We start from the raw sequence: 20,010 nt of genomic DNA on the forward strand, positions 1-20,010 counted from the left end.
TTCGATTGACGCTACTGGTGGGCGCCGGCCATGCTGCTAACGCGTACGGGCAGCTTGGCTAAGCCTCGATAGACCGGGTTGTGCAGCCATTGCGGAGCGTCTTGCGGATTGGCCAACTGAAGCGTGGGCAGGCGTGCGAGCAGTGCCCGAAAGGCAATTTCACCCTCCATCATCGTCAGTGCGGCGCCGATGCAGACGTGGGGACCGTGCCCGAACGAAAGGTGCGAACCCTCTCGGCGGGTAATGTCCAACCGGTCGGGCATGCCATAGCGCGCCGGGTCGCGGTTTGCCGCGCCAATCAGGCCGATCACCAATTGCCCGCGCCGCAAAAGCTTTCCATGCAACACATGGTCGGCCGCGACGCGGCGGCCGGTGTATTGCACCGGACTGTCATAGCGTAGCAATTCGCGAAGCGCCTGCGGCAGGAGTCCTGGATCTTCCAGCAGGCGTTGCCATTGCGTGGGGTGCGACAGCAGTGCGTGGAGGCCATTGCCCAACAAATTGCGGGTCGTTTCATGCCCGGCAAAGAGCAGCATGGCGCATTGCGCGAGCAGTTCGGCGCCAGCTTCAATGTGTCCGTCGCGCTGCGCGCGCAGCAACAGGCCGATCAAATCGTCTTTCGCTTCGCTGCGCCGGCGTTCGGCCAGCAGGGTCTCAAAGCAGGCGCTCATTTTCAGCAGGCTGATTTGCGCACGCCGCGTCAGTTCGTGCGTGGGCTGGGCGGCGCCGATGAAATCGGCGAGGTCGTCCGACCACGCAATGAATTCCGATCGAGGGTTCGCACCCATCCCGAGCAGCTTGGCGATGACTCGCGCAGGCAGCGGTTTGGCGACGGCTTGCATGAAGTCGAACTCGGCTGTATGCGCCAGTCGATCGAGCAAGTCGGTCACACATTGTTCGATGTATGGGCGCAGTGCCAGCAATGCGGCCGGGCGAAAGCCGGCGTTGATTACCTGGCGCAGTCGGTGATGCTCGGGGGCATCGAGAAACAGCATTGCTCTGCTGAACAGCCGTTGAAACGGGCAGAGTTCGGCGCGCTCCGCGGTCTGGCCGTTCATGACCCAGCCGCCGGTGCGCCGTGCGGAGTAGCGCGAGTCGCGCAACAGCGCCTCGACGTCGGCGTGACGGGTCAATAGCCACGCCCCGCCAAAGAGTTCCTCGCTCCAGTGGATCGGCCCTGCCCCCCGCAACGCCCGATAGGTTGGGTACGGGTCTTGCAAGAAGGCCGCATCAATCAGCGAGTGGCGTGCAGCGGGTACGGCGCTCATGCGGACCCGGCTTGCGCTCGCACGCCCAGGCGATCGAACAGGGCGCGGTCGCGTTGCGACTGAGGATTGGCGGTCGTGAGCAGCTTGTCACCGTAGAAGATCGAGTTGGCGCCAGCCAGGAAGCACAGGGCTTGCACGGCGTCATCCATGGTTTCGCGCCCGGCGGACAGGCGGACCATGGTGCGCGGCATCGTGATCCGGGCCACCGCGATGGTGCGCACGAATTCGAACGGGTCGAGCGGTTCGGTATGCGCCAGCGGCGTGCCTTCGACGGCGACCAGGTGATTGATCGGTACCGACTCGGGGTACGGATCCAGATTGGCGAGTTGTGCGATCAGGCCGGCGCGTTCATGGCGTGACTCGCCCAGTCCGATAATGCCGCCGCAGCAGATATGGATGCCAGCCTCGCGCACATGGGCGAGAGTGTCCAAGCGATCCCGATACGTGCGCGTGCTGATGATGCGACCGTAGAATTCCGGAGCAGTGTCGAGATTGTGATTGTAGTAGTCCAGTCCCGCGCTCTTGAGGGCCTGAGCCTGCTCGCCGTCGAGCATACCCAGCGTGACGCAGGTTTCCAGGCCCAAGGTTTTGACAGCGCGCACCATGGCGGTGACGCGCTCCATGTCGCGTGGCTTTGGGCTTCGCCAGGCCGCACCCATGCAAAAGCGCGTCGCCCCCTGGGCCTTGGCTGCCTCAGCGGCGGCCAGCACGTCCTCGAGCGGCATTAACTTGGTCGCTTCGACACCTGTTTCAAAATGCGCGGATTGTGGGCAATAGCCGCAGTCCTCGGCACATCCGCCGGTCTTGATCGACAGGAGCGTCGAGAGTTGCACCTCGTTGGCGTTGAAATTCTGCCGGTGCACCGTCTGGGCGCGAAACAGTAGGTCCATCAGGGGCAGGGCGTAGACATTTTCGATTGCCTCGACGGACCAGCGCTGCGACTGATCGGTTCGGCTGGGCGAAGCGGACCGCACTTGCGCCGCTTCGGCGCGCATTGCGTCACGCGGGACGATGGCGATGGGTTTCATGCGCTCTCCGGTGGCGGGTTGGTGGTTGGCGACGGATGTATCCGGGGGCGGCGAGCCGCCGCAGGCGATGGCACTCGAGTAGCGGTCTTGCGACGATCTCGACTCATGGCCGCACTCCCGCCTTCAACTTAGGGCCGACATCGGTCTTCAGTCGGCCCTGCGCCGCGTCGATGAAGCGGCATAAATGGGCGCGCGTCTCGCGCGGATCGATAATGTCTTCGACGCCGAAAGCTTCGGCGGTTCTGAAGGGCGAGGCCAGCGCGCGCAATTCTTCTTCGAGCTCCCGTTGTCGCGCAGCCGGATTGGCCGCGCTCTGGATCTCGCGCTTGAAGGCTGCCGCCACGCCACCTTCGACGGGTAAGGAGCCCCATTCGGCGGAGGGCCAAGCGACTTTCATGTCCAGACCGTTCTTGTCTGTCGTGCCCATCCCGGCCATGCCATAGCATTTGCGGATCACGACCGTGAGGATCGGTACCGTGGCCTGCAGGCCTACGTAGACTGCACGCATGCCTTCGCGCAGCGTGGCGGCGGCTTCGGCCTGCATGCCAACCATGAAGCCAGGGACGTCCACCAGAAAAACCAGCGGGATGTGGAACGTGTCGCACAGTTCGATGAAATGGATTTGCTTGCGCGCGGCTTTGACGTCCATCGCGCCGCCCGCAATCATCGGGTTGTTGGCGATAATACCCACGCTTTTGCCATTCAGGCGCGCGAACGACGTAATGAGCGCTTTACCGAAGGTGGGCTGAATTTCAAAGATGGAGCCTTTGTCGACCACCATCTCGATCAGGTGCCGCATGTTGTAGGGGCGCCGGCGGTCGCGAGGCACAATGCTCAACAGACGCTCTTCGGCGCGCTCGACCGGGTCGTCGCATGGTATGACCGGCGGCAGTTCGTAGACATTTTGCGGCAGATAGCTTAGAAAGCGGCGGATCATTTCGAAGCATTCTTCTTCGCTCTGAGCCACGTTGTCCACCGTGCCGGCGACATCAACGGCCATATGCGCGCCACCCAGTTCCTCTTTTGTGACTTTTTGCCCCAGCGATCGCTCCACCACAGGCGGACCAGCGGCAAAGATCTGACTGGAATCCTTGATCATGATCGACCAGTGCGACAGAATTGCGCGGCCAGCCGGGCCGCCCGCGGCCGTGCCCATGACGGCGCTGATGACCGGCACGGTCCCTAGCAACTGCACGGAGCGTTCAAAGCCGTGTACCCCAGGGAAGACCGTGTGTCCTCGTCGCTTGGCCGATGTGACCGTGCCGCCCGCGCCGTCGATCAAATTGATCAGTGGAATGCGGTATTGAAAAGCCAAGTCCTCCACGAACCCGCCTTGACCGCCTTTACGCCGGTCGCCACCCCAACTGGTCCCGCCACGCACGGTGAAGTCTTCCCCCCCGACGGCAACGGTACGATTGTCGACGCGGCCAAGGCCGCAAACATAGGGGGCTGGCGATACATGCCGAACCTGTCCGTCGACATAACTGCCATTGCCGGCCAGCATGCCAACCTCCCGGAACGAATGGGTATCCAGCAGATGACCAATCCGTTCCCGGATGGTCAATCTTCCCTGTGCATGATGTTTTGCCACTGCCTCGGCGCCGCCCAATTCCCTGGCCCAGTTTCGGCGCAGCTCGATTTCGTCGACTTCGGCCTGCCATGTATCACTCATCTTCGCTATCCTCGTGCGGATGACCTGATCGGTCTATCCCATTTCATCAAATCGTCCAATCATCGAATCGTTAAATCAGTATTGCCTGTCAATGCCGCCGCCTACAACTTTCTTGGATCGCAAGCAACGATCAACAACACCCCGAAAACGATGGGCAGCACTGATACGAGCATGAACGCGAGATAGAAGGTGCCGGTCGCGTTCACGATAAATCCAGTCAGCAAAGGGGCAAATATGCCGGCCAGAGAACCGATACCGGTTGTCAGGCTGGAGGCCGCGCCGCCGCTTTCGGGACAGGCGTCGATCGGGATGGCGAAAAAAATTGGGTTGGCTGTGAAATTGATCAGGCTGGCTATGCTGATCAGAATGACGATAAGGTACGTATTCGTGACAAACAAGGTCAAACTGATGATCAACCCCGTCAACACCAGACAAATGCCGGCGAGGTAGCTTCTGCCCCACCGCAGACTACCGGTTTTTTTGTACACGAAGTCGGAAATCGGACCGGAGAGTAATGCCCCGATGGTCATGAATATCCATGGCAGCGAGCCGAAATAGGCGATATGAGAGAACTCCATGTGCCTCTCCCTGACCAGATAGGTGGGCAGGAAATTCAATAGGAAGTAAAGTACATAGGCCGATGAGAAAAAGGCCAGTCCGGTCAGCCATAGCGTTTTACTGCCCAGGATTCGACCCCAGGGGGCACGCGTCGTGTTTGCTGCGCTGGCGTCGATGCTCTGTGGCGACACGCCCGCAGGCTTATTCGAGATAAAGACTTTGCACAGGATCGCCCAAAATAGTCCAACCACGCCCAGAAGGATAAATGGGGCCTGCCACCCGTAGGCGCTGGTCAGCCACACTGCGATCGGGATGATGATCAGCGAACCAAGGGGAATGCCCGCGCCCATCAAACAGGCCGCGCGGCCATGCTCCTTATCAGGAAACCAATTGCCGATTAATTGTGATCCGCTCGGAAATGCGACGCCCTCACTCGCACCAAACAGGATCCGCAACCCGAGCAGGCTTGCAAAACCGCTAGCTGCGCCGACGAGCATGATGGCAAAAGACCACAGGACCGACGAGTAGATGAAAGTTTTTTTGGGGCCCAGTAGCGAGACGACGCCGCCGCCCAGAAATACCATGAGCACGTATCCCCAGCCGAAACCCGAGGCAATGATGCCGAATTGCTTGATGCTGAGCCCGAAGGTTTTGATCAGCACTGGTGCAACTACGCCGAGCACGCCGCGGTCGGCATAGTTGATGACGGTGATGGCAAATAAAAGCCACGCGACGGTCCAGCGATTGCGCTGCTTCGCACCGACGACCTGGGTACTGTAATCTGCTGCGCTCATGACATGTCTCCTTGTTTTATCCAAACTAATGTCGTTTGATTGCACGCTTCGAATGCAGGTCATACGAAGCGCAATACCCATCTATTAGCGTCGATTGCCGCGGTGCTATGCGCCGGTCGAATGCGTGGGTTCTTGAAACTTGTGATGCGTCTGTCAATCGATGCAGGAAACACGGCGACTGGTCGGGCGAGCCCGGCAGCGCCCGGATATCTCAGGATTCGATGACCATCACGGTGTCACCATCCGCGACGGGGGAGCCCTCGGTGACACGCACTTCGGTAATCGTGCCGCTCTCTTCCGCGATTAACGGGATTTCCATCTTCATCGACTCGAAAATCATTAGCGTTTCGCCCTCCTCGGCAGTATCGCCAACGGACTTGAGGATTTTCCAGACCGATCCGGTTATTTCCGACTTTGCTTCATAGCGCTGCATTGCGTCTCCTCGTAAGTTTGTGGGTATCAGGCGATCAGTTGCGACAGCAGTCCGGTATGGACCTCACCGTCGCGAAATTGGCTCGAGCCGAGAATGATGTCCAGAGCGGCCAGATTGGTTTTCACACCGGCCACCGAGAAGTTGCGCAGGGCTTCGCGCAGCGTCTGGATTGCCGCGGCGCGAGACGGGCCGTGCGCGATAACCTTGGCCAACAGCGGGTCGTAATGCATCGTGACTGCGCGGCCTTCGGCATAGCCGGTTTCGACGCGAATTCCCGAGCCTTCGGGGGGGCGGAAGGTCGTCAGGCGTCCCGGCGATGGCAGAAAGCGCTTGGAGTCCTCGGCATATACGCGTGCCTCGATGGCGTGACCGTCGGCGTGCAGGGTGGGCGGCAGAATGTCGTCGAGTCGCAGCCCGGCCGCCGAGCGGATTTGCGCGGCCACCAGATCGACGCCTGTGATGGCCTCGGTCACGCCGTGCTCGACTTGCAGGCGCGTGTTCATCTCCAGGAAACTGAACGTGCCGTCGGCGCCCATCAGCATTTCAACGGTGCCGATGTTGTCGTAGCCCATCTTGGCAAACGTATTGGCAATCTGCTGCGCCAGCTCGTCAACCCTGGTCCGGTCTACCAGCGGCGCACTGGCTTCTTCGACGACTTTCTGGTGGCGGCGCTGCATCGAACAGTCGCGATCGAACAGATGGCGCACGTTGCCGTGACGATCACCGAGCAATTGGAATTCGATATGACGCGGCCGTGCCAAGTATTTCTCCAAATACACTTCCGGATTGGCGAAACCGCGCTGAGCCATCGAACGGGCCCGTTCGACCGCACTGGGAAGCTCTGACGCGTCGTTGGCAACCAGCATGCCGATGCCGCCACCGCCGCCGGCGGGTTTGACGAGCAGCGGAAAGCCGATGTGTTGCGCATGACGCATCATCTCGTACTGATCGTCCGAGAGTACCGGAGAGCCCCGCCCCACCGGCAAGCCGTGCTGCGCAGCGAGGTCGCGGGCGCGCGTCTTGTGGCCCATCGCATCGATCCACTGGGCGGAGGGGCCGACGAAGCACGCGCCAAGCGCATTGACCTTGCGCGCGAATTCGGCGTTTTCAGAGAGGAATCCGTAGCCCGGATGCAAGCCATCGGCATGCGAATCGCGCACGACTTGCAGCAACTTGTCTTGATTCAGGTAGCTCTCGCGGGCGGGTGCCGGGCCGATGCAATAGGCCTCATCCGCATTGGCGAGATAAGGCGCATCGGCGTCAGCCTCCGAATACACCGCAACCGAACGTATGTTCAGGTTTCCGAGGGCGCGTAGCACGCGGGCCGCTACGGCCCCGCGGTTGGCAACGACAATTTTATGGAACATGGAAAACTCTCTCGAATTCAATAGGTGGTCGGCCAGGTCCGCATCAAGTGTTGACCGACGCCGTTGTGCAGTCGTAGTCGATGGACTTCCAGTATTCGGATCAGATATGAACGCGTTTCGTGCGGGAGGATGACGCCTTGCACGCCGTAATTTGCCGCGATGCCATAGACGCTGCTGTCGCGCTCCATTTCCTCCAGCGCTGCGTCGAACCCGTCGTCGCCCGGTTTGAGTCCGTGGACGATCTCGACGGCGAAGTGCGGATTCATAAAGCTGATTTCGGCAGTTGGCCACGCGACGACCTCGTCGGAATTGCGGCCACCACCCATATTCAAATAGGCTTGCCCGTAACTCTTGCGCAGGATTACCGAAATCTTCGGCACGGTGACCAGCGACAAGGCGCCCATGAAATTCATGATCTTGCCTGGCGCGCGTTTGCGCTCGGCGTCTAGTCCGATGATGAAACCTGGAGTGTCGACGAACATCACGAGCGGGATGTTGAATGAATCGCACATCACGATGAAACCGGTGATTTTCTCGCAGGCCTCGGTGTCCAGTGCGCCGCCCTTGTGCAGGGGGTTGTTGGCGATGATGCCGACCGTGTGTCCGTCCAGGCGCGCCAACGCGGTCACCGCGACCTTGCCGAAGCGCGGCTTGAGTTCAAAAAAACTGTCGTTATCGACGATGGTCTTCAGAATCTTGCGTACGTCGTAGACCTGCGTGCGATTGGTCGGCAGCAGGTCGAAGATGCCTGCCATGCCGTCGCCTGACCCGGGCGTCACCGGATGCGCTGGCGGCGGTTCGTTGTGGTGGCTCGGCATGTAGCTTAGGAACTGACGTATCGCCTGCAGTGCCTCCTCGTCGGTGTCGACGACCATGTCGATCAACCCGGTGACTTCGGCATGCAGGCGCCACCCGCCGATTGCTTCGGGGTCGATGGCTTCCTTGACGGCGAGCGAGACCAGACGTGGGCTTGACACCGCCATGATCGCGCCTTTGCGCATTACGCTGAAATCGGAAAAGCCGGTGTACCAGGTTGACGAGCCATAGCAGTATCCCAATACCGCGCCTGCCCAAGGGGTTTCGCGCATGCGCTGATATTGCGTGGGATCATTGCCCAGCATGCTGCCCATGCCGCGCGAACCCATGGTGTCGGGCATGCGCGCGCCCGATGACTCGCCCAGGAACACCAAGGGAAGGCCGCGTTGGGTCGCGACGCGTTTCATTTGAGCGATCTTCTTGCCGTTGGTGGCGCTGCTCGAAGCGCCCATGACAGTGAAATCGTTCGAGACGACTGCGATTTCCCGACCATCCACTTTCGCGTACCCGACAATCTTGCCGTCGGCGGGCGTGCGAGCGCGGTCGGCCTCTATAACCGACGAGGTAGCGAACAGGCCAGATTCGATGAAACTGCCCGCGTCCACCAGACTGTCGATCCGCTCGCGAGCATTGAGTATTCCTTGCAGCCGACGCGCTTCGATTTTTTGGGCGCCGCCCATGGCCAGCGCATGCGCACGCCGTTTTTCATAGTCGCGACAAAGTTCCGCCCGTATGTCGGGTGTCTCCGAGGTTTCCACTGGATATGGCTCCTGTCAAGAAAAGATGCGGGTCGCTTGCATGCGCTATCAAATTGCGGCGATTGCCGCGCCGGCGTTGACGGGCGGCAGATGAATAACGCCGCGATCGCGCAGTTGCTCAATTTCCTCTGCTGATAGGCCGGCAAGATCGGTTAGTACTTGTCGGGTGTCGCGACCAATTTCCCCGCCGGACGTGCGCAATACCCCAGGTGTGTCCGAAAGGCGGGGTACGACGCCAGCCATCGTCACCTTACCCAACTGTTCGTCCGGTACATCGACGAGCATGTCGCGCGCCTTGAAATGCGGATCGGAAAAAATATCCCGCATCGTGAAGATGCGCGTGGCCGGGACATTGGCCGCAGCCAGCACCTGTTCTAGTTCGCTCAGATTGTGCGTCAGTGTCCAAGTCCCAATGAGCGCGTCGAGCGCCTCACTATGCTCGGAGCGCGCCAGATTTGAGGCGAAGCGGGCGTCGTCGGCCAGGCCCGGTCGTTGCATCACGGCGGCAAGGCGCTTGAAGACAGCATCGCCCATGGCTGTGATGTGGATGAAGCTATGGTCGCGAGTCGGATATAGATTATTCGGCGTGCTGTCCGGCAAGCGAGAGCCTGCGCGATTGGCGACGTAACCGAGTTTTTCGTATGCCGGAATATGCGGCTCCATGAAGCTGAAGGCGCATTCGTAGAGCGCGGCGTCGACACATTGTCCTCTGCCGGTGGCATGCCGAGACAACAGCGCCATGGTCGCGCCGAACGCCGCGTAGAGCCCGGTGAAGTAGTCGGTCAACGATACGGCGGCGCGTGCGGGCGGCCGGTCGGGGTCGCCGGTGATATGCCGCAACCCGCTGATCGCTTCGCCAATCACGCCATAACCCGCGCGCTCCCTGTAAGGGCCGGTTTGACCAAAACCGCTAATGCGCACCATGACGAGACCGGGGTTCAGCTTCGCAAGATCGTCGTAACCGAGGCCCCATTTTTCGAGTCCGCCAGGACGAAAATTCTCAACGACTACGTCGCATTGCGCGACGAGCTTTCTTACCAACGCCTGTCCTTCTGACGAGCGCAGGTCGACGGCGATGAGGGATTTGTTGCGCAGGATGCTGGCCGCGTAAAGGGATTTGCCGGCGTAACGCTTGCCCATCGTGCGCACCGGATCGCCCTCGATCGGTTCGACCTTGATCACTTCCGCGCCAAAGTCCGCCAGAAGCCTCCCGCAAAAAGGCCCCGCGACGGTCGAACCCATTTCCAGCACGCGGTATCCGGCGAGCGGTCCGCTCCGTGTCGCTTCGTTATTTTGCTGCGCTACCGCCATGTCTCCTCCAGAGAGAGCGTGCGTCTTTGCCAACGCTTAAAAGATGAAATTTTTGTAACGGGTGATGAATTCGCGCGCGCTTCGCATGTTCTCGCGTCGGCAGCGCTCAGCTTCCTCGGCGTCGCCGCGCCGCATCGCGGCCAATACGGCGCGATGCTCTTTGAGCCCCTGCTCGCCACGACCGGGCAAGACGATGATGCGGCGAATGAGGACCTGGGTTTTCTCATAGATGCTGTCGATCATGGCGGTCAACACTGGATTGGCGGCCGCCTCGATGATGCGGCGCCGGAATAGCGCGTAACCCGCGACGAAGGCCTCGTAGTCGCCTTTCTCGACATGCTCTTGCATCGGGCCGTCGAACAGTTCTACGAGGTCTTGCCACGAAGCCGGATCGGTGTTTTCGGTGGCCAGGCGTGCAGTCAGACCTTCCAGCACTTCGCGCACCTGGTAAATCTCGAACACCTGATCGAGGTCGAGCTTGACGACGATGGCGCCGCGATTCGGGATGCGTTCAACGAGACCGCGCTCTTGTAATGCCATGAGGGCTTCCCGCACCTTGGCACGTGGCGCGCCGTATTCGTCGGCCAATTCCTGCTCGCGCAATCGACTGCCTGGTGCTATTTCGTGGCTCACGATGCGCTCGCGCAGCAGCGCAAATACGTCAGGCGACTTCGCCACCTTGCCGGATTGTGGCTTCTCCGACTTGGCCGGGGTCGCTCGCTTTTGGGTTGTTGCGGACGTTGCAGGTGCGCTTTTTTTGGTCATGGCTGGCCGAAGTAGTGATCCATGCGTGCAGATTAGGTAGTGATAGCAAATTTGTCAACAAATTTGAAAACAAAATGTTTTAAAAGTAATTTTCAATTTTGTTAACAAAAATTTATATTATAAATATATGATAAATAAAGATATTTAATTTATTCATCGTTTTTTTCTCGCCGCTTTTTGGGTTGTTGCCTGTGATGGCGAGAATCTATCGGAAGGACGAGGTCGGCCGCGCGTGCGCTATTCGCGCGCGGTTCAGGTAGAACGTATGCTATCGGGGCGAGTCAGGAGATTCGGGGGAGGGTCAGATAATCCCTGCCGCGCGCAGCGCGGCAATGCGTGCGTCGTCATAGGCCAGCCGTTCGCGCAGAATGGCCTCGGTGTGCTGCCCGAGCGTGGGCGGGGCCGACTCGGCTTGCGGTGGCGTGGCGCTCATCTTGATCGGATTGTTCACCAGACGGGCCTGCCCGCCGCTGGGATGCGGCAGGTCGACGCGCAGGCCGCGGGCCTGGACCTGCGGGTTGTCGAAGACTTCGGGCAGGGTGTTGATCGGCCCGCACGGCACGCCCGCCGCCTCGAGTTGGTCGATCCATTGCGCCTTGCTTTTTTGCCGCACCATGTCGGCCAGGATCGGCACCAGCACGTCGCGCCGCCTGACCCTTTCCGGGTTGGTGGCAAAGCGCGGGTCGTCGGCGAGTTCGGGGCGTTGCCCGGCCTCGACGAATTTGCGGAACTGCCCGTCGTTGCCGACCGCGACGATGATCCAGCCGTCCGAGGTTTCGAACGTCTGGTAGGGCACGATGTTCGGATGAGCGTTGCCCCAGCGCACCGGCGCGCGCTCGCTGGCCAGGAAGTTGGTATTCATGTTGGCCAGCATGGCCACCTGCACGTCGAGCAGCGCCATGTCGATGTATTGGCCTTCGCCGGTGCGGTCGCGGTGCGCCAGGGCAGCGAGGATGGCAACCGTCGCGTACATGCCGGTCATCAGGTCGGCAATGGCCACGCCGGCCTTTTGCGGGCCGCCGCCGGGCAGCGTGTCGCGCTCGCCGGTGATGCTCATGAAGCCGCCCATGCCCTGCACGATGAAGTCATAGCCGGCGCGCGGCGCGTAAGGGCCGGTCTGCCCGAAGCCGGTGATCGAGCAGTAGACGAGATCGGGTTTGATGGCCTTGAGCGAGTCATAGTCCAGGCCGTATTTCCTGAGTTGACCGACCTTGTAGTTTTCCACCACGACATCGCTTTGCGCGGCCAGTTCGCGCACGACGGCCTGCCCGGCGGGGCTGGCGATGTCGATGGTGAGCGAGCGCTTGTTGCGGTTGGCGGCCAGGTAATAGGCGGCTTCGGCGGTGTCGTTGCCGGCTCCATCGCGCAGGTAGGGCGGCCCCCAGCGGCGCGTATCGTCGCCGCTGCCGGGACGCTCGATCTTGATCACATCGGCGCCGAAGTCGGCCAGATTCTGTGTGCACCAAGGCCCTGCCAGCACGCGGGACAGGTCGAGTATGCGGAGGTGGCTGAGCGCGCCCATGACGATCTTTCCAGCGGGGAAATGAATGCCCCCGAGTGTAAGAGCTTTGCCGTGCGGGTCAAAGCGCCGTTCCGCACAGCGGGCGCCGGCGCGGCCTGCGCGCCCGAGTGCCGCTGGTACGATACTGGGGGTGAGGGGATTTCCCGTATAATCAAACGTTTAATCAAACTCACCTCAAGCGCCGCCTGAACGACGCTCCGCACGCTATGAAAGCCGCTGAAATCCGCGAAAAATTCCTCAAATTCTTCGAGTCCAAGGGGCACACCATCGTTCGCTCGTCGAGCCTGGTACCGGCCAATGATCCCACGTTGCTGTTCACGAACTCGGGGATGGTGCAATTCAAGGACGTCTTTCTCGGTCAGGAGAGCCGCCCATACACGCGTGCCACCACGGCGCAGCGCAGCGTGCGCGCCGGCGGCAAGCACAACGATCTGGAGAACGTCGGTTACACGGCGCGCCACCACACGTTTTTCGAGATGCTGGGCAACTTCTCGTTCGGCGACTACTTCAAGCGCGAGGCGATCCATTATGCGTGGGAGCTGCTGACCGAGGTCTACCGGTTGCCGAAGGAAAAGCTGTGGGTCACCGTCTACCAGGAAGACGACGAAGCCTACGGGATCTGGGCCAACGAGATCGGTGTGCCTGCCGAGCGCATCGTGCGCATCGGCGATAACAAGGGCGCCCGCTATGCGTCCGACAACTTCTGGCAAATGGCCGACACCGGCCCGTGCGGCCCGTGCTCCGAGATTTTCTATGACCATGGTCCGGAGGTATGGGGTGGCCCGCCCGGATCGCCCGAGGAAGACGGCGACCGCTATATCGAGATCTGGAACCTGGTGTTCATGCAGTTCAATCGCGACGAGCAGGGCAACATGCCGCGCCTGCCCAAGCCGTGCGTCGATACCGGCATGGGGCTCGAACGCATTGCCGCGGTGCTGCAGCATGTGCACAGCAATTACGAGATCGATCTGTTCCAGCATTTGATCAAGGCCGCGGCGCGCGAGACCGGCTGCGCCGATCTGCACGCGAATTCTCTCAAGGTGATCGCCGATCACATTCGTGCCTGCTCGTTCCTGATCGTCGACGGCGTGATCCCGGGCAATGAAGGTCGCGGCTACGTGCTGCGCCGGATCATCCGGCGTGCGATCCGCCATGGCTACAAACTGGGCCGCAAGGAGCCGTTCTTCCATAAGCTGGTGCCCGATCTGGTCGCCGAGATGGGCGCGGCCTATCCGGAGTTGACCGAGGCGCAGCCGCGCGTGACCGATGTGCTGCGGCAGGAGGAAGAGCGCTTTTTCGAGACCATCGCCAACGGCATGGAGATTCTCGACGGCGCGCTGGCCGAGTTGCAGCAGCAGGGCAAGACCGAACTCGACGGTGAACTGGCCTTCAAGCTGCACGACACCTATGGCTTTCCGCTCGACTTGACCGCCGATGTGTGCCGCGAGCGCCAGATGACGGTCGACGAAGCGGCGTTCGACGCCGCCATGGCGCGCCAGCGCGAGCAGGCGCGCGCGGCGGGCAAGTTCAAGATGGCCCAGGCGCTCGAGTACAGCGGCGCCAAGACGGATTTTCGCGGCTATGACGTGCTGTCGCTCGAGCGCGCCAAGGTCACGGCGCTTTATGCCGACGGCACCAGCGTGGCGGAACTGCGCGCGGGCCAGTCGGGTATCGTGGTGCTCGACAAGACACCGTTCTATGCGGAGTCCGGCGGGCAGGTCGGCGACCAGGGCGTGCTGGCCGGCGACGCCGCGCGCTTTGCGGTGACCGACACCCAAAAGATTCAGCCCGACGTATTCGGTCACTATGGCACGCTGGAGCAGGGCAGCCTGAAGGTGGGAGACGCGCTGAACGCGCAGGTCGACACGGTGCGCCGTGCCCGCACCGTGCGCAATCACTCGGCGACTCACCTGATGCACAAGGCGCTGCGCGAAGTGCTGGGCAGCCATGTGCAGCAAAAGGGCTCGCTGGTCGACGCCGACAAGACGCGTTTCGACTTTGCGCACAACGCGCCATTGAGCGATGACGAGATCCGCCGCGTCGAGGACATCGTCAACGCGGAGGTGCTCAGGAACGTTGCCGCGCAGGCGCAGGTGATGGCGTTTGACGATGCCGTCAAGGGTGGCGCGATGGCGCTGTTCGGCGAGAAGTATGGCGAGAGCGTGCGCGTGCTGGACATCGGTTTCTCGCGCGAGTTGTGCGGCGGCACGCATGTGGCGCGCACCGGCGATATCGGCTTGTTCAAGATCGTGATGGAGGGCGGTGTGGCCGCCGGCATTCGCCGGATCGAGGCGATAACCGGCGATAACGCGCTGCGTTTCGTGCAGTCGCTCGACCGGCAGATCCATCAGGCCGCGGCCGCGCTCAAGGCGCAGCCTGCCGAGCTCACGCAACGGATCGGACAAGTGCAGGATCAGCTCAAGTCGCTGGAGAAGGAATTGGCGCAACTCAAGTCGCGCATGGCGTCGAGCCAGGGCGACGAGCTGGCGGCGCAGGCGGTCGACGTCAATGGTCTGAAGGTGCTGGCGGCCCAGCTCGATGGCGCCGACGTCAAAACCTTGCGCGAGACGATGGACAAGCTCAAGGACAAGCTCAAGAGCGCCGCGATCGTGCTGGCGGCGGTCGACGGCGGCAAGGTGAGCCTGATTGCCGGTGTCACGGCCGATGCCACGGGCAAGGTCAAGGCGGGCGAACTGGTCAATTTCGTTGCGCTGCAGGTCGGCGGCAAAGGCGGTGGCCGGGCGGACATGGCGCAGGCTGGCGGCACCGAGCCTGCGAAACTGCCGGGCGCATTGGCGAGCGTGACGGCTTGGGTCGCTCAGAAAGCGTGACGGCGTCTGCGTTGGGCGAAAAAGCGCGCGGGTTACTGCGCGCTTTTTTTATCGATTCTTGTGAGGTGTCCTGAGCAATCCGCCCGGCCGGCTTGACCGCGACGCTTGCAGGGCGAATGCCCGCGAATATGAATGTTTCGATGTAAAGTATCTGCTCGATAACAAATAACGCATCCGATTATGTCCAGTATCGCTTCCGAGCGCCCCGGCTTCTCCGTCGACCGTGCGGCCTGGCGGGCGGCGCTGGCGTGCATGCTGGCGCTGGCGGTGGCCATGGGGATCGGCCGCTTTGCCTTCACCCCGTTGCTGCCGATGATGCTGCGCGACCATTGGGTGACGATCAAGGGCGGCAGCTGGCTGGCCTCGCTCAATTACGCCGGTTACTTTGTCGGCGCGCTGTCATGCATGGTCGTGCGCGCGTCGTCGCCTCGCATGATTCGCCTGGGGCTGGCGGCGACGGTGGTGCTCACGCTCGGCATGGGGCTGCTGCACGATTACACGGTGTGGGCCGTGTTGCGCGCCGCGGCCGGTATCGGCAGCGCCTGGGTCATGGTGTTCTCGGCCAGTTGGGGGCTGCAGCGTCTGGCCGAATTGCAGCGGCCGGCACTGGCCGGCTATATCTTTGCGGGTCCGGGCGTTGGCATCGTCGTGACCGGCCTGGCCGGCAGCGCGACCACCGCCGTCGGCGGCGGTGCGCAAGCCGGCTGGCTGGTGTGCGGCGTATTGGCCGTCTTGCTGTCGGCGCTGATCTGGCGGGTGTTTTCCGACGAGGCGCCCGCGCTGGCGGCGGGCGGGCGCCCAAGCGCCTCCGCAGCGATGGCGCAAGCGCCCGGCGAGCGCGGCGAGGAGGCCTGGCTGGTGGTGCTCTACGGCCTGGCCGGGTTCGGCTACATCGTCACCGCGACGTTCTTGCCGGTCATCGCGCGCGAGGCGCTGCCCGGCTCGCCTTGGCCCGATCTCTTCTGGCCGCTCCTGGGGCTGGCGGTGATTCCCGGTTCCGTGCTGGCTGCATCGGTGCGCACGCGTCTGGATAACCGCCTGTTGCTGGCCGGGTTGTATGTGATGCAGGCGCTGGGCGTCATTATCGGCGTCGTGTGGCCAACCGTCGCCGGGTTCGCGCTGGGCAGCGTGCTGGTGGGCGTGCCGTTCACGGCGCTGGTGTTGTTCGCGATGCGCGAGGCGCGGCGCATTCGCGGCAACAGCGCCTCGAGCCTGATGGGCCTGATGACCGCGGTGTATGGCATCGGCCAGATCGCCGGCCCGCTGGTTACCGCGCCGCTGGTCGCGCATACCGGCAGCTTTATTCTTGCGCTGCTGCTCGCAGCCGCCACGCTGCTCATTGGTGCGGCCGGCTATGTCATGGTTTGGCGCCGCGCCATGCGGCGCGACGCCTGACCGGCGTTGCCCCGGCCAGGCGGTTCAGTCTATTCGGGAGATCATTCGATGTCATTTTCCTTGCGCCCACAGAGCGTCGCGGCGAGCGGGCCCGTCAGCGAGGCGGAACAGCGCGCGCGCGTCGATCTTGCCGCCGCCTACCGGCTGGCCGCACTTCATGGCTGGGACGACCTGATCTACTCACATATTTCGGCGAGCGTGCCGGGCGAGCCGGGCCATTTCCTGATCAATCCGTTCGGACTCGCCTTCGACGAGGTGTGCGCGTCGAATCTGGTGAAGATCGACCTGCAGGGCGCGATCATCGGCGATGCCACGCATGTGGTCAACGTGACCGGCTTTGCCCTGCACGGCGCAGTACACGCCGCGCGCGCCGACGCGATGTGCGTGATGCATCTGCACAACACGGCCGGTATCGCGGTTTCGATCCAGCCGCACGGCCTGTTGCCGATCTCGCAGCACGCGCTGCGCTTTCACGAGCGGCTGGGTTATCACGAGTACGAGGGGTTGGCGTTTTCACCGGCCGAGGGAGAACGCCTGGTGGCCTCGCTGGGCGGGCATCCCGCCATGCTGCTGCGCAACCACGGCACGCTCACGCTGGGGCGCACGGTGGCCGAAGCCTATGTGTTGATGGCAACGCTGATCAAGGCGTGCGAGATTCAGTTGCAGGCACTGTGCGGCGGCGCGGCGCCGGTATTGCCATCACCGGCGGTGCGGGCCAGGACCGCGGAGCAGCTGGAGGACGGCGGCGCGGTCGAAGGGGAGCTGGAGTGGCCGGCGCTGCTGCGCAAACTGGATAAAATAGACCCCACTTATCGAAAATGATCAGGAGCGATTGCCATGCCCACTTTCCACGTCGAGATGTTCGAGGGCCGCACGGTCGAGCAGAAGCGTCAATTCGTCGAGGCCATTACCCGAACGACCTGCGAGGTGCTCGGCTGCGCTCCGGAGTCGGTCGACATCATCATCGCTGACGTCAAGCGCGAGAATTGGGCGACCGCCGGCAAGTTGTGGTCGGACGATTGAGCGCGGGCCAAGTCATGTCGAGCTCCACGCCAAGTCAGCATTTCGCCTCCGACAACTATGCCGGGATTTGCCCGGAGGCGCTCAAATATATCGTCGAAGCCAATGGCAGTGGCCATGAGGTGGCGTACGGGGACGATTCCTGGACGCAGCGTGTTTGCGACCGCCTGCGCGATCTGTTCCAGACCGATTGCGAGGTGTTTTTCGTTTTTAACGGCACGGCGGCCAATTCACTGGCGCTGGCGTCGCTGTGTCAGTCGTACCACTCCGTGATCTGCCACGAGCTGGCGCATGTGGAGACCGACGAGTGCGGCGGCCCCGAGTTCTTTTCCAACGGATCCAAGCTGTTGGTGGCCAAGGGCGGGCTCGAGAACGGCAAATTGACGCCCGATGCGATCGAGTCGGTGGTCATGCGCCGCGCCGATATCCACTATCCGAAGCCCAAGGTGGTGACTCTCACGCAATCGACCGAAGTCGGCACCGTCTATACGGTCGAGGAGGTGCGGGCGATCGCCGCGATCGCCAAGCGCCGGGATCTGCGCGTGCATATGGATGGCGCGCGCTTTGCCAACGCGGTCGCGTCGCTGGGCGTGCATCCATCGGAGATCACGTGGCGTGCCGGGGTCGACGTGCTGTGTTTCGGCGGCACCAAGAACGGCTTGCCGGTAGGCGAGGCGGTAGTGTTCTTCGATCGCGCGCTGGCCGAGGATTTCGCTTACCGGGTCAAGCAGGCGGGGCAACTGGCATCGAAGATGCGCTTTATCTCGGCGCCCTGGCTGGGCCTGCTGGACGACGACGTGTGGCTGCGCAACGCGCGCCATGCGAATGCCATGGCCCGGTTGCTGCACGAGCGCTTGCGCGTGATCCCCGGCGTGCGGATCATGTTCGAGCCGCAGGCCAACGCGGTGTTTGCCGAATTGCCGCTGCACGTGATCGAGCAACTGCGGGCACGCCGCTGGCGTTTCTACACGTTTATCGGTGCCGGCGGGTGTCGCCTGATGTGCGCGTGGGACACGCAGCCAGAGACGGTCGAGCAGATCGCCGCTGACATTGCCGCGCTTTGCGCGGCGTGAGCCCAAGAGGCGCTTGCGCGGCTCAGGCGCGCTCGGGGGCCGGTACCGTGGGCTGCAGGAAACGGTGCGAGATGGTGTGATACAGCGGCGGCGAGAACAGGCGTGAGACCCGGCTGGCCAGCAGGGCCGAGGCCATGAGCGGAATCACCATCTGGTGGCCGTCGATCATTTCCACCACGATCACGAACGCCGTGATGGGAGATTGCGTCACGGCAGCCAGATAGCCGCCCATGCACAGCGCAATCAGGAACGGCATCGGCATGCTCGAGAAGAGGTAAGACATCAATTGCCCGAGGCCGGCGCCAATCGATAGCGACGGCGAGAAGATTCCGCCCGGAATGCCGCTGATGTACGACACGACCAGCGCGGCAAATTTCAGAAACGTGTAGAACGGCGAGAGAAGATGGTGGCTCTCCAGCAGGGCGCGCGCTTCCGGATAGCCGCTGCCATAACTGGCGCCGCCGGAGACGATACCCAGCACGGCAATCAGCACGCCGCACACCAGCGCGAATTGAACCGGGCGGCTGTGACGCAGGGTCAGCAGGGGCGACGGAATCCAGCGCGGAATATTGAGCAGCAGCCAACTGAACAGGCCGCCCATCAGACCGGTGACGATGCTGACCACGACGACGGCCAGGATTACCGTCGAGCTGAAGGCGCCGGTCGCCTGGATGCGGCCGAAGTACAGATAATTGCCTTGAATGCCGAGCGTCACGATCCCGGAAAAGATGATTGCGGTGATCAACGTGCCGCTGGCGCGTTGCTCGAACGAGCGGCTTAACTCTTCGATCGCGAACACGACCCCGGCCAGCGGCGTGTTGAAAGCGGCGGACAGGCCAGCCGCGGCGCCGGCCAGCGTCAATTGGCGCTCGATCTGGATGCTGCTGCGTCGGTAGGTGCGTCGCATCGCGTACATCAACGATGCGCCGATCTGCACGGTCGGGCCCTCGCGGCCGATGGTGAAGCCGCACAGGATACCCAGCAGCGAAATGGCGATCTTGCCGAACATGATGCGAAGCGATAGCAGCGTCGGGCCGAGCTTGCTTTCCTCGAGAGTTGCGATGACCTGCGGGATGCCACTGCCCTCCGAGCCGCGAAAGTACTTTTGCGTGAGCCAGATGGCCAGCGCCGAACCCAGCGGCGTGACGATCAAGGGCAACCAGAAGGCCCGGTGCTCGAGCGCCTGGAAGCCTTCGAAGGTCCAGTCGATCAGCTTGGCGTAAAACACGGCTACCAGGCCGACCAGGATGGCGCCAAGCCAAAAGACGCCGTAGTTGAACCATAGCCGCTGCAGGTGGCGTAGGGCTGGACTGGAGAGTTGGCGGGAGCGAAACAACATGAAGACGAGAGAACCAAATTTTGTGCATTATAGCGGCGTACGACGCCTGCCCCGTCGGTT

The 20,010-nt window shown here is 62.2% G+C and carries 16 protein-coding genes; 5 read left to right on the forward strand and 11 right to left on the reverse strand.

From position 1 onward, the window contains the following. Positions 1-11 precede the first annotated feature (11 nt). The 10 genes from EPN80_RS01380 to EPN80_RS01425 all read right to left on the reverse strand — a co-directional run bounded on the left by EPN80_RS01380 (position 12) and on the right by EPN80_RS01425 (position 12,292). Positions 12-1,268: a cytochrome P450 gene (locus EPN80_RS01380; RefSeq protein WP_293022692.1), complete on the reverse strand. Its 1,257-nt coding sequence runs from the start codon at positions 1,266-1,268 to the stop codon at positions 12-14. Then, positions 1,265-2,263 (reverse strand): biotin synthase BioB, encoded by a 999-nt coding sequence (gene bioB, locus EPN80_RS01385; protein ID WP_293022810.1) that lies wholly within the window; start codon positions 2,261-2,263, stop codon positions 1,265-1,267. Before bioB ends, EPN80_RS01380 begins: the two co-directional genes overlap by 4 nt. Before the next feature lie 136 nt (positions 2,264-2,399). After that, complete coding sequence (locus tag EPN80_RS01390; RefSeq protein ID WP_293022695.1) at positions 2,400-3,968, reverse strand: carboxyl transferase domain-containing protein; 1,569 nt, start codon at positions 3,966-3,968, stop codon at positions 2,400-2,402. A gap of 101 nt (positions 3,969-4,069) precedes the next feature. Further along, entirely contained in the window at positions 4,070-5,320 is a 1,251-nt protein-coding gene (locus tag EPN80_RS01395; protein WP_293022698.1) for an MFS transporter, read from the reverse strand. Positions 5,321-5,531: 211 nt separating this feature from the next. After that, positions 5,532-5,753: a biotin/lipoyl-binding carrier protein gene (locus EPN80_RS01400; RefSeq protein ID WP_293022700.1), complete on the reverse strand. Its 222-nt coding sequence runs from the start codon at positions 5,751-5,753 to the stop codon at positions 5,532-5,534. A 26-nt stretch (positions 5,754-5,779) separates the two neighbouring features. After that, positions 5,780-7,120, reverse strand: a complete 1,341-nt coding sequence (locus EPN80_RS01405; protein ID WP_293022702.1) for a biotin carboxylase N-terminal domain-containing protein — start codon at positions 7,118-7,120, stop codon at positions 5,780-5,782. Positions 7,121-7,137: 17 nt separating this feature from the next. Then, entirely contained in the window at positions 7,138-8,694 is a 1,557-nt protein-coding gene (locus tag EPN80_RS01410) for a carboxyl transferase domain-containing protein (RefSeq protein WP_293022704.1), read from the reverse strand. Between the two features lie 48 nt (positions 8,695-8,742). Beyond that, positions 8,743-10,005 (reverse strand): CaiB/BaiF CoA-transferase family protein, encoded by a 1,263-nt coding sequence (locus EPN80_RS01415; RefSeq protein WP_293022706.1) that lies wholly within the window; start codon positions 10,003-10,005, stop codon positions 8,743-8,745. A gap of 36 nt (positions 10,006-10,041) precedes the next feature. After that, positions 10,042-10,683 carry a GntR family transcriptional regulator gene (locus EPN80_RS01420; protein WP_293022709.1) on the reverse strand — a complete coding sequence of 214 codons (642 nt, stop codon included), beginning with the start codon at positions 10,681-10,683 and terminating at the stop codon, positions 10,042-10,044. 388 nt (positions 10,684-11,071) lie between these two features. Further along, positions 11,072-12,292: a CaiB/BaiF CoA-transferase family protein gene (locus EPN80_RS01425; protein WP_293022711.1), complete on the reverse strand. Its 1,221-nt coding sequence runs from the start codon at positions 12,290-12,292 to the stop codon at positions 11,072-11,074. 206 nt (positions 12,293-12,498) lie between these two features. Here EPN80_RS01425 and alaS point away from each other — a divergent pair, with 206 nt between their 5' ends. From alaS to EPN80_RS01450, 5 genes are all read left to right on the forward strand, one after another. Then, a complete protein-coding gene (gene alaS, locus EPN80_RS01430) occupies positions 12,499-15,123 on the forward strand; it encodes an alanine--tRNA ligase (protein WP_293022714.1) in 2,625 nt (874 codons plus the stop codon). A gap of 180 nt (positions 15,124-15,303) precedes the next feature. Next, positions 15,304-16,518, forward strand: coding sequence for a YbfB/YjiJ family MFS transporter (locus EPN80_RS01435; RefSeq protein ID WP_293022717.1), 1,215 nt, complete (start codon positions 15,304-15,306; stop codon positions 16,516-16,518). 48 nt (positions 16,519-16,566) lie between these two features. Beyond that, positions 16,567-17,340, forward strand: coding sequence for a class II aldolase/adducin family protein (locus tag EPN80_RS01440; protein WP_293022720.1), 774 nt, complete (start codon positions 16,567-16,569; stop codon positions 17,338-17,340). A gap of 15 nt (positions 17,341-17,355) precedes the next feature. Beyond that, on the forward strand, positions 17,356-17,541 hold the full coding sequence (locus EPN80_RS01445) for a 4-oxalocrotonate tautomerase (RefSeq protein WP_293022723.1): 186 nt from the start codon (positions 17,356-17,358) through the stop codon (positions 17,539-17,541). Positions 17,542-17,555: 14 nt separating this feature from the next. Beyond that, positions 17,556-18,611: a low specificity L-threonine aldolase gene (locus EPN80_RS01450; protein ID WP_293022726.1), complete on the forward strand. Its 1,056-nt coding sequence runs from the start codon at positions 17,556-17,558 to the stop codon at positions 18,609-18,611. Between the two features lie 22 nt (positions 18,612-18,633). Here the strand turns inward: EPN80_RS01450 and EPN80_RS01455 are convergent, their stop codons facing one another. Beyond that, positions 18,634-19,950, reverse strand: a complete 1,317-nt coding sequence (locus EPN80_RS01455) for a chloride channel protein (RefSeq protein ID WP_293022729.1) — start codon at positions 19,948-19,950, stop codon at positions 18,634-18,636. Positions 19,951-20,010: the final 60 nt, after the last annotated feature.

Origin of the sequence: Pandoraea sp. (genome assembly GCF_004297875.1) — a bacterium.
Taxonomy (GTDB): domain Bacteria; phylum Pseudomonadota; class Gammaproteobacteria; order Burkholderiales; family Burkholderiaceae; genus Pandoraea.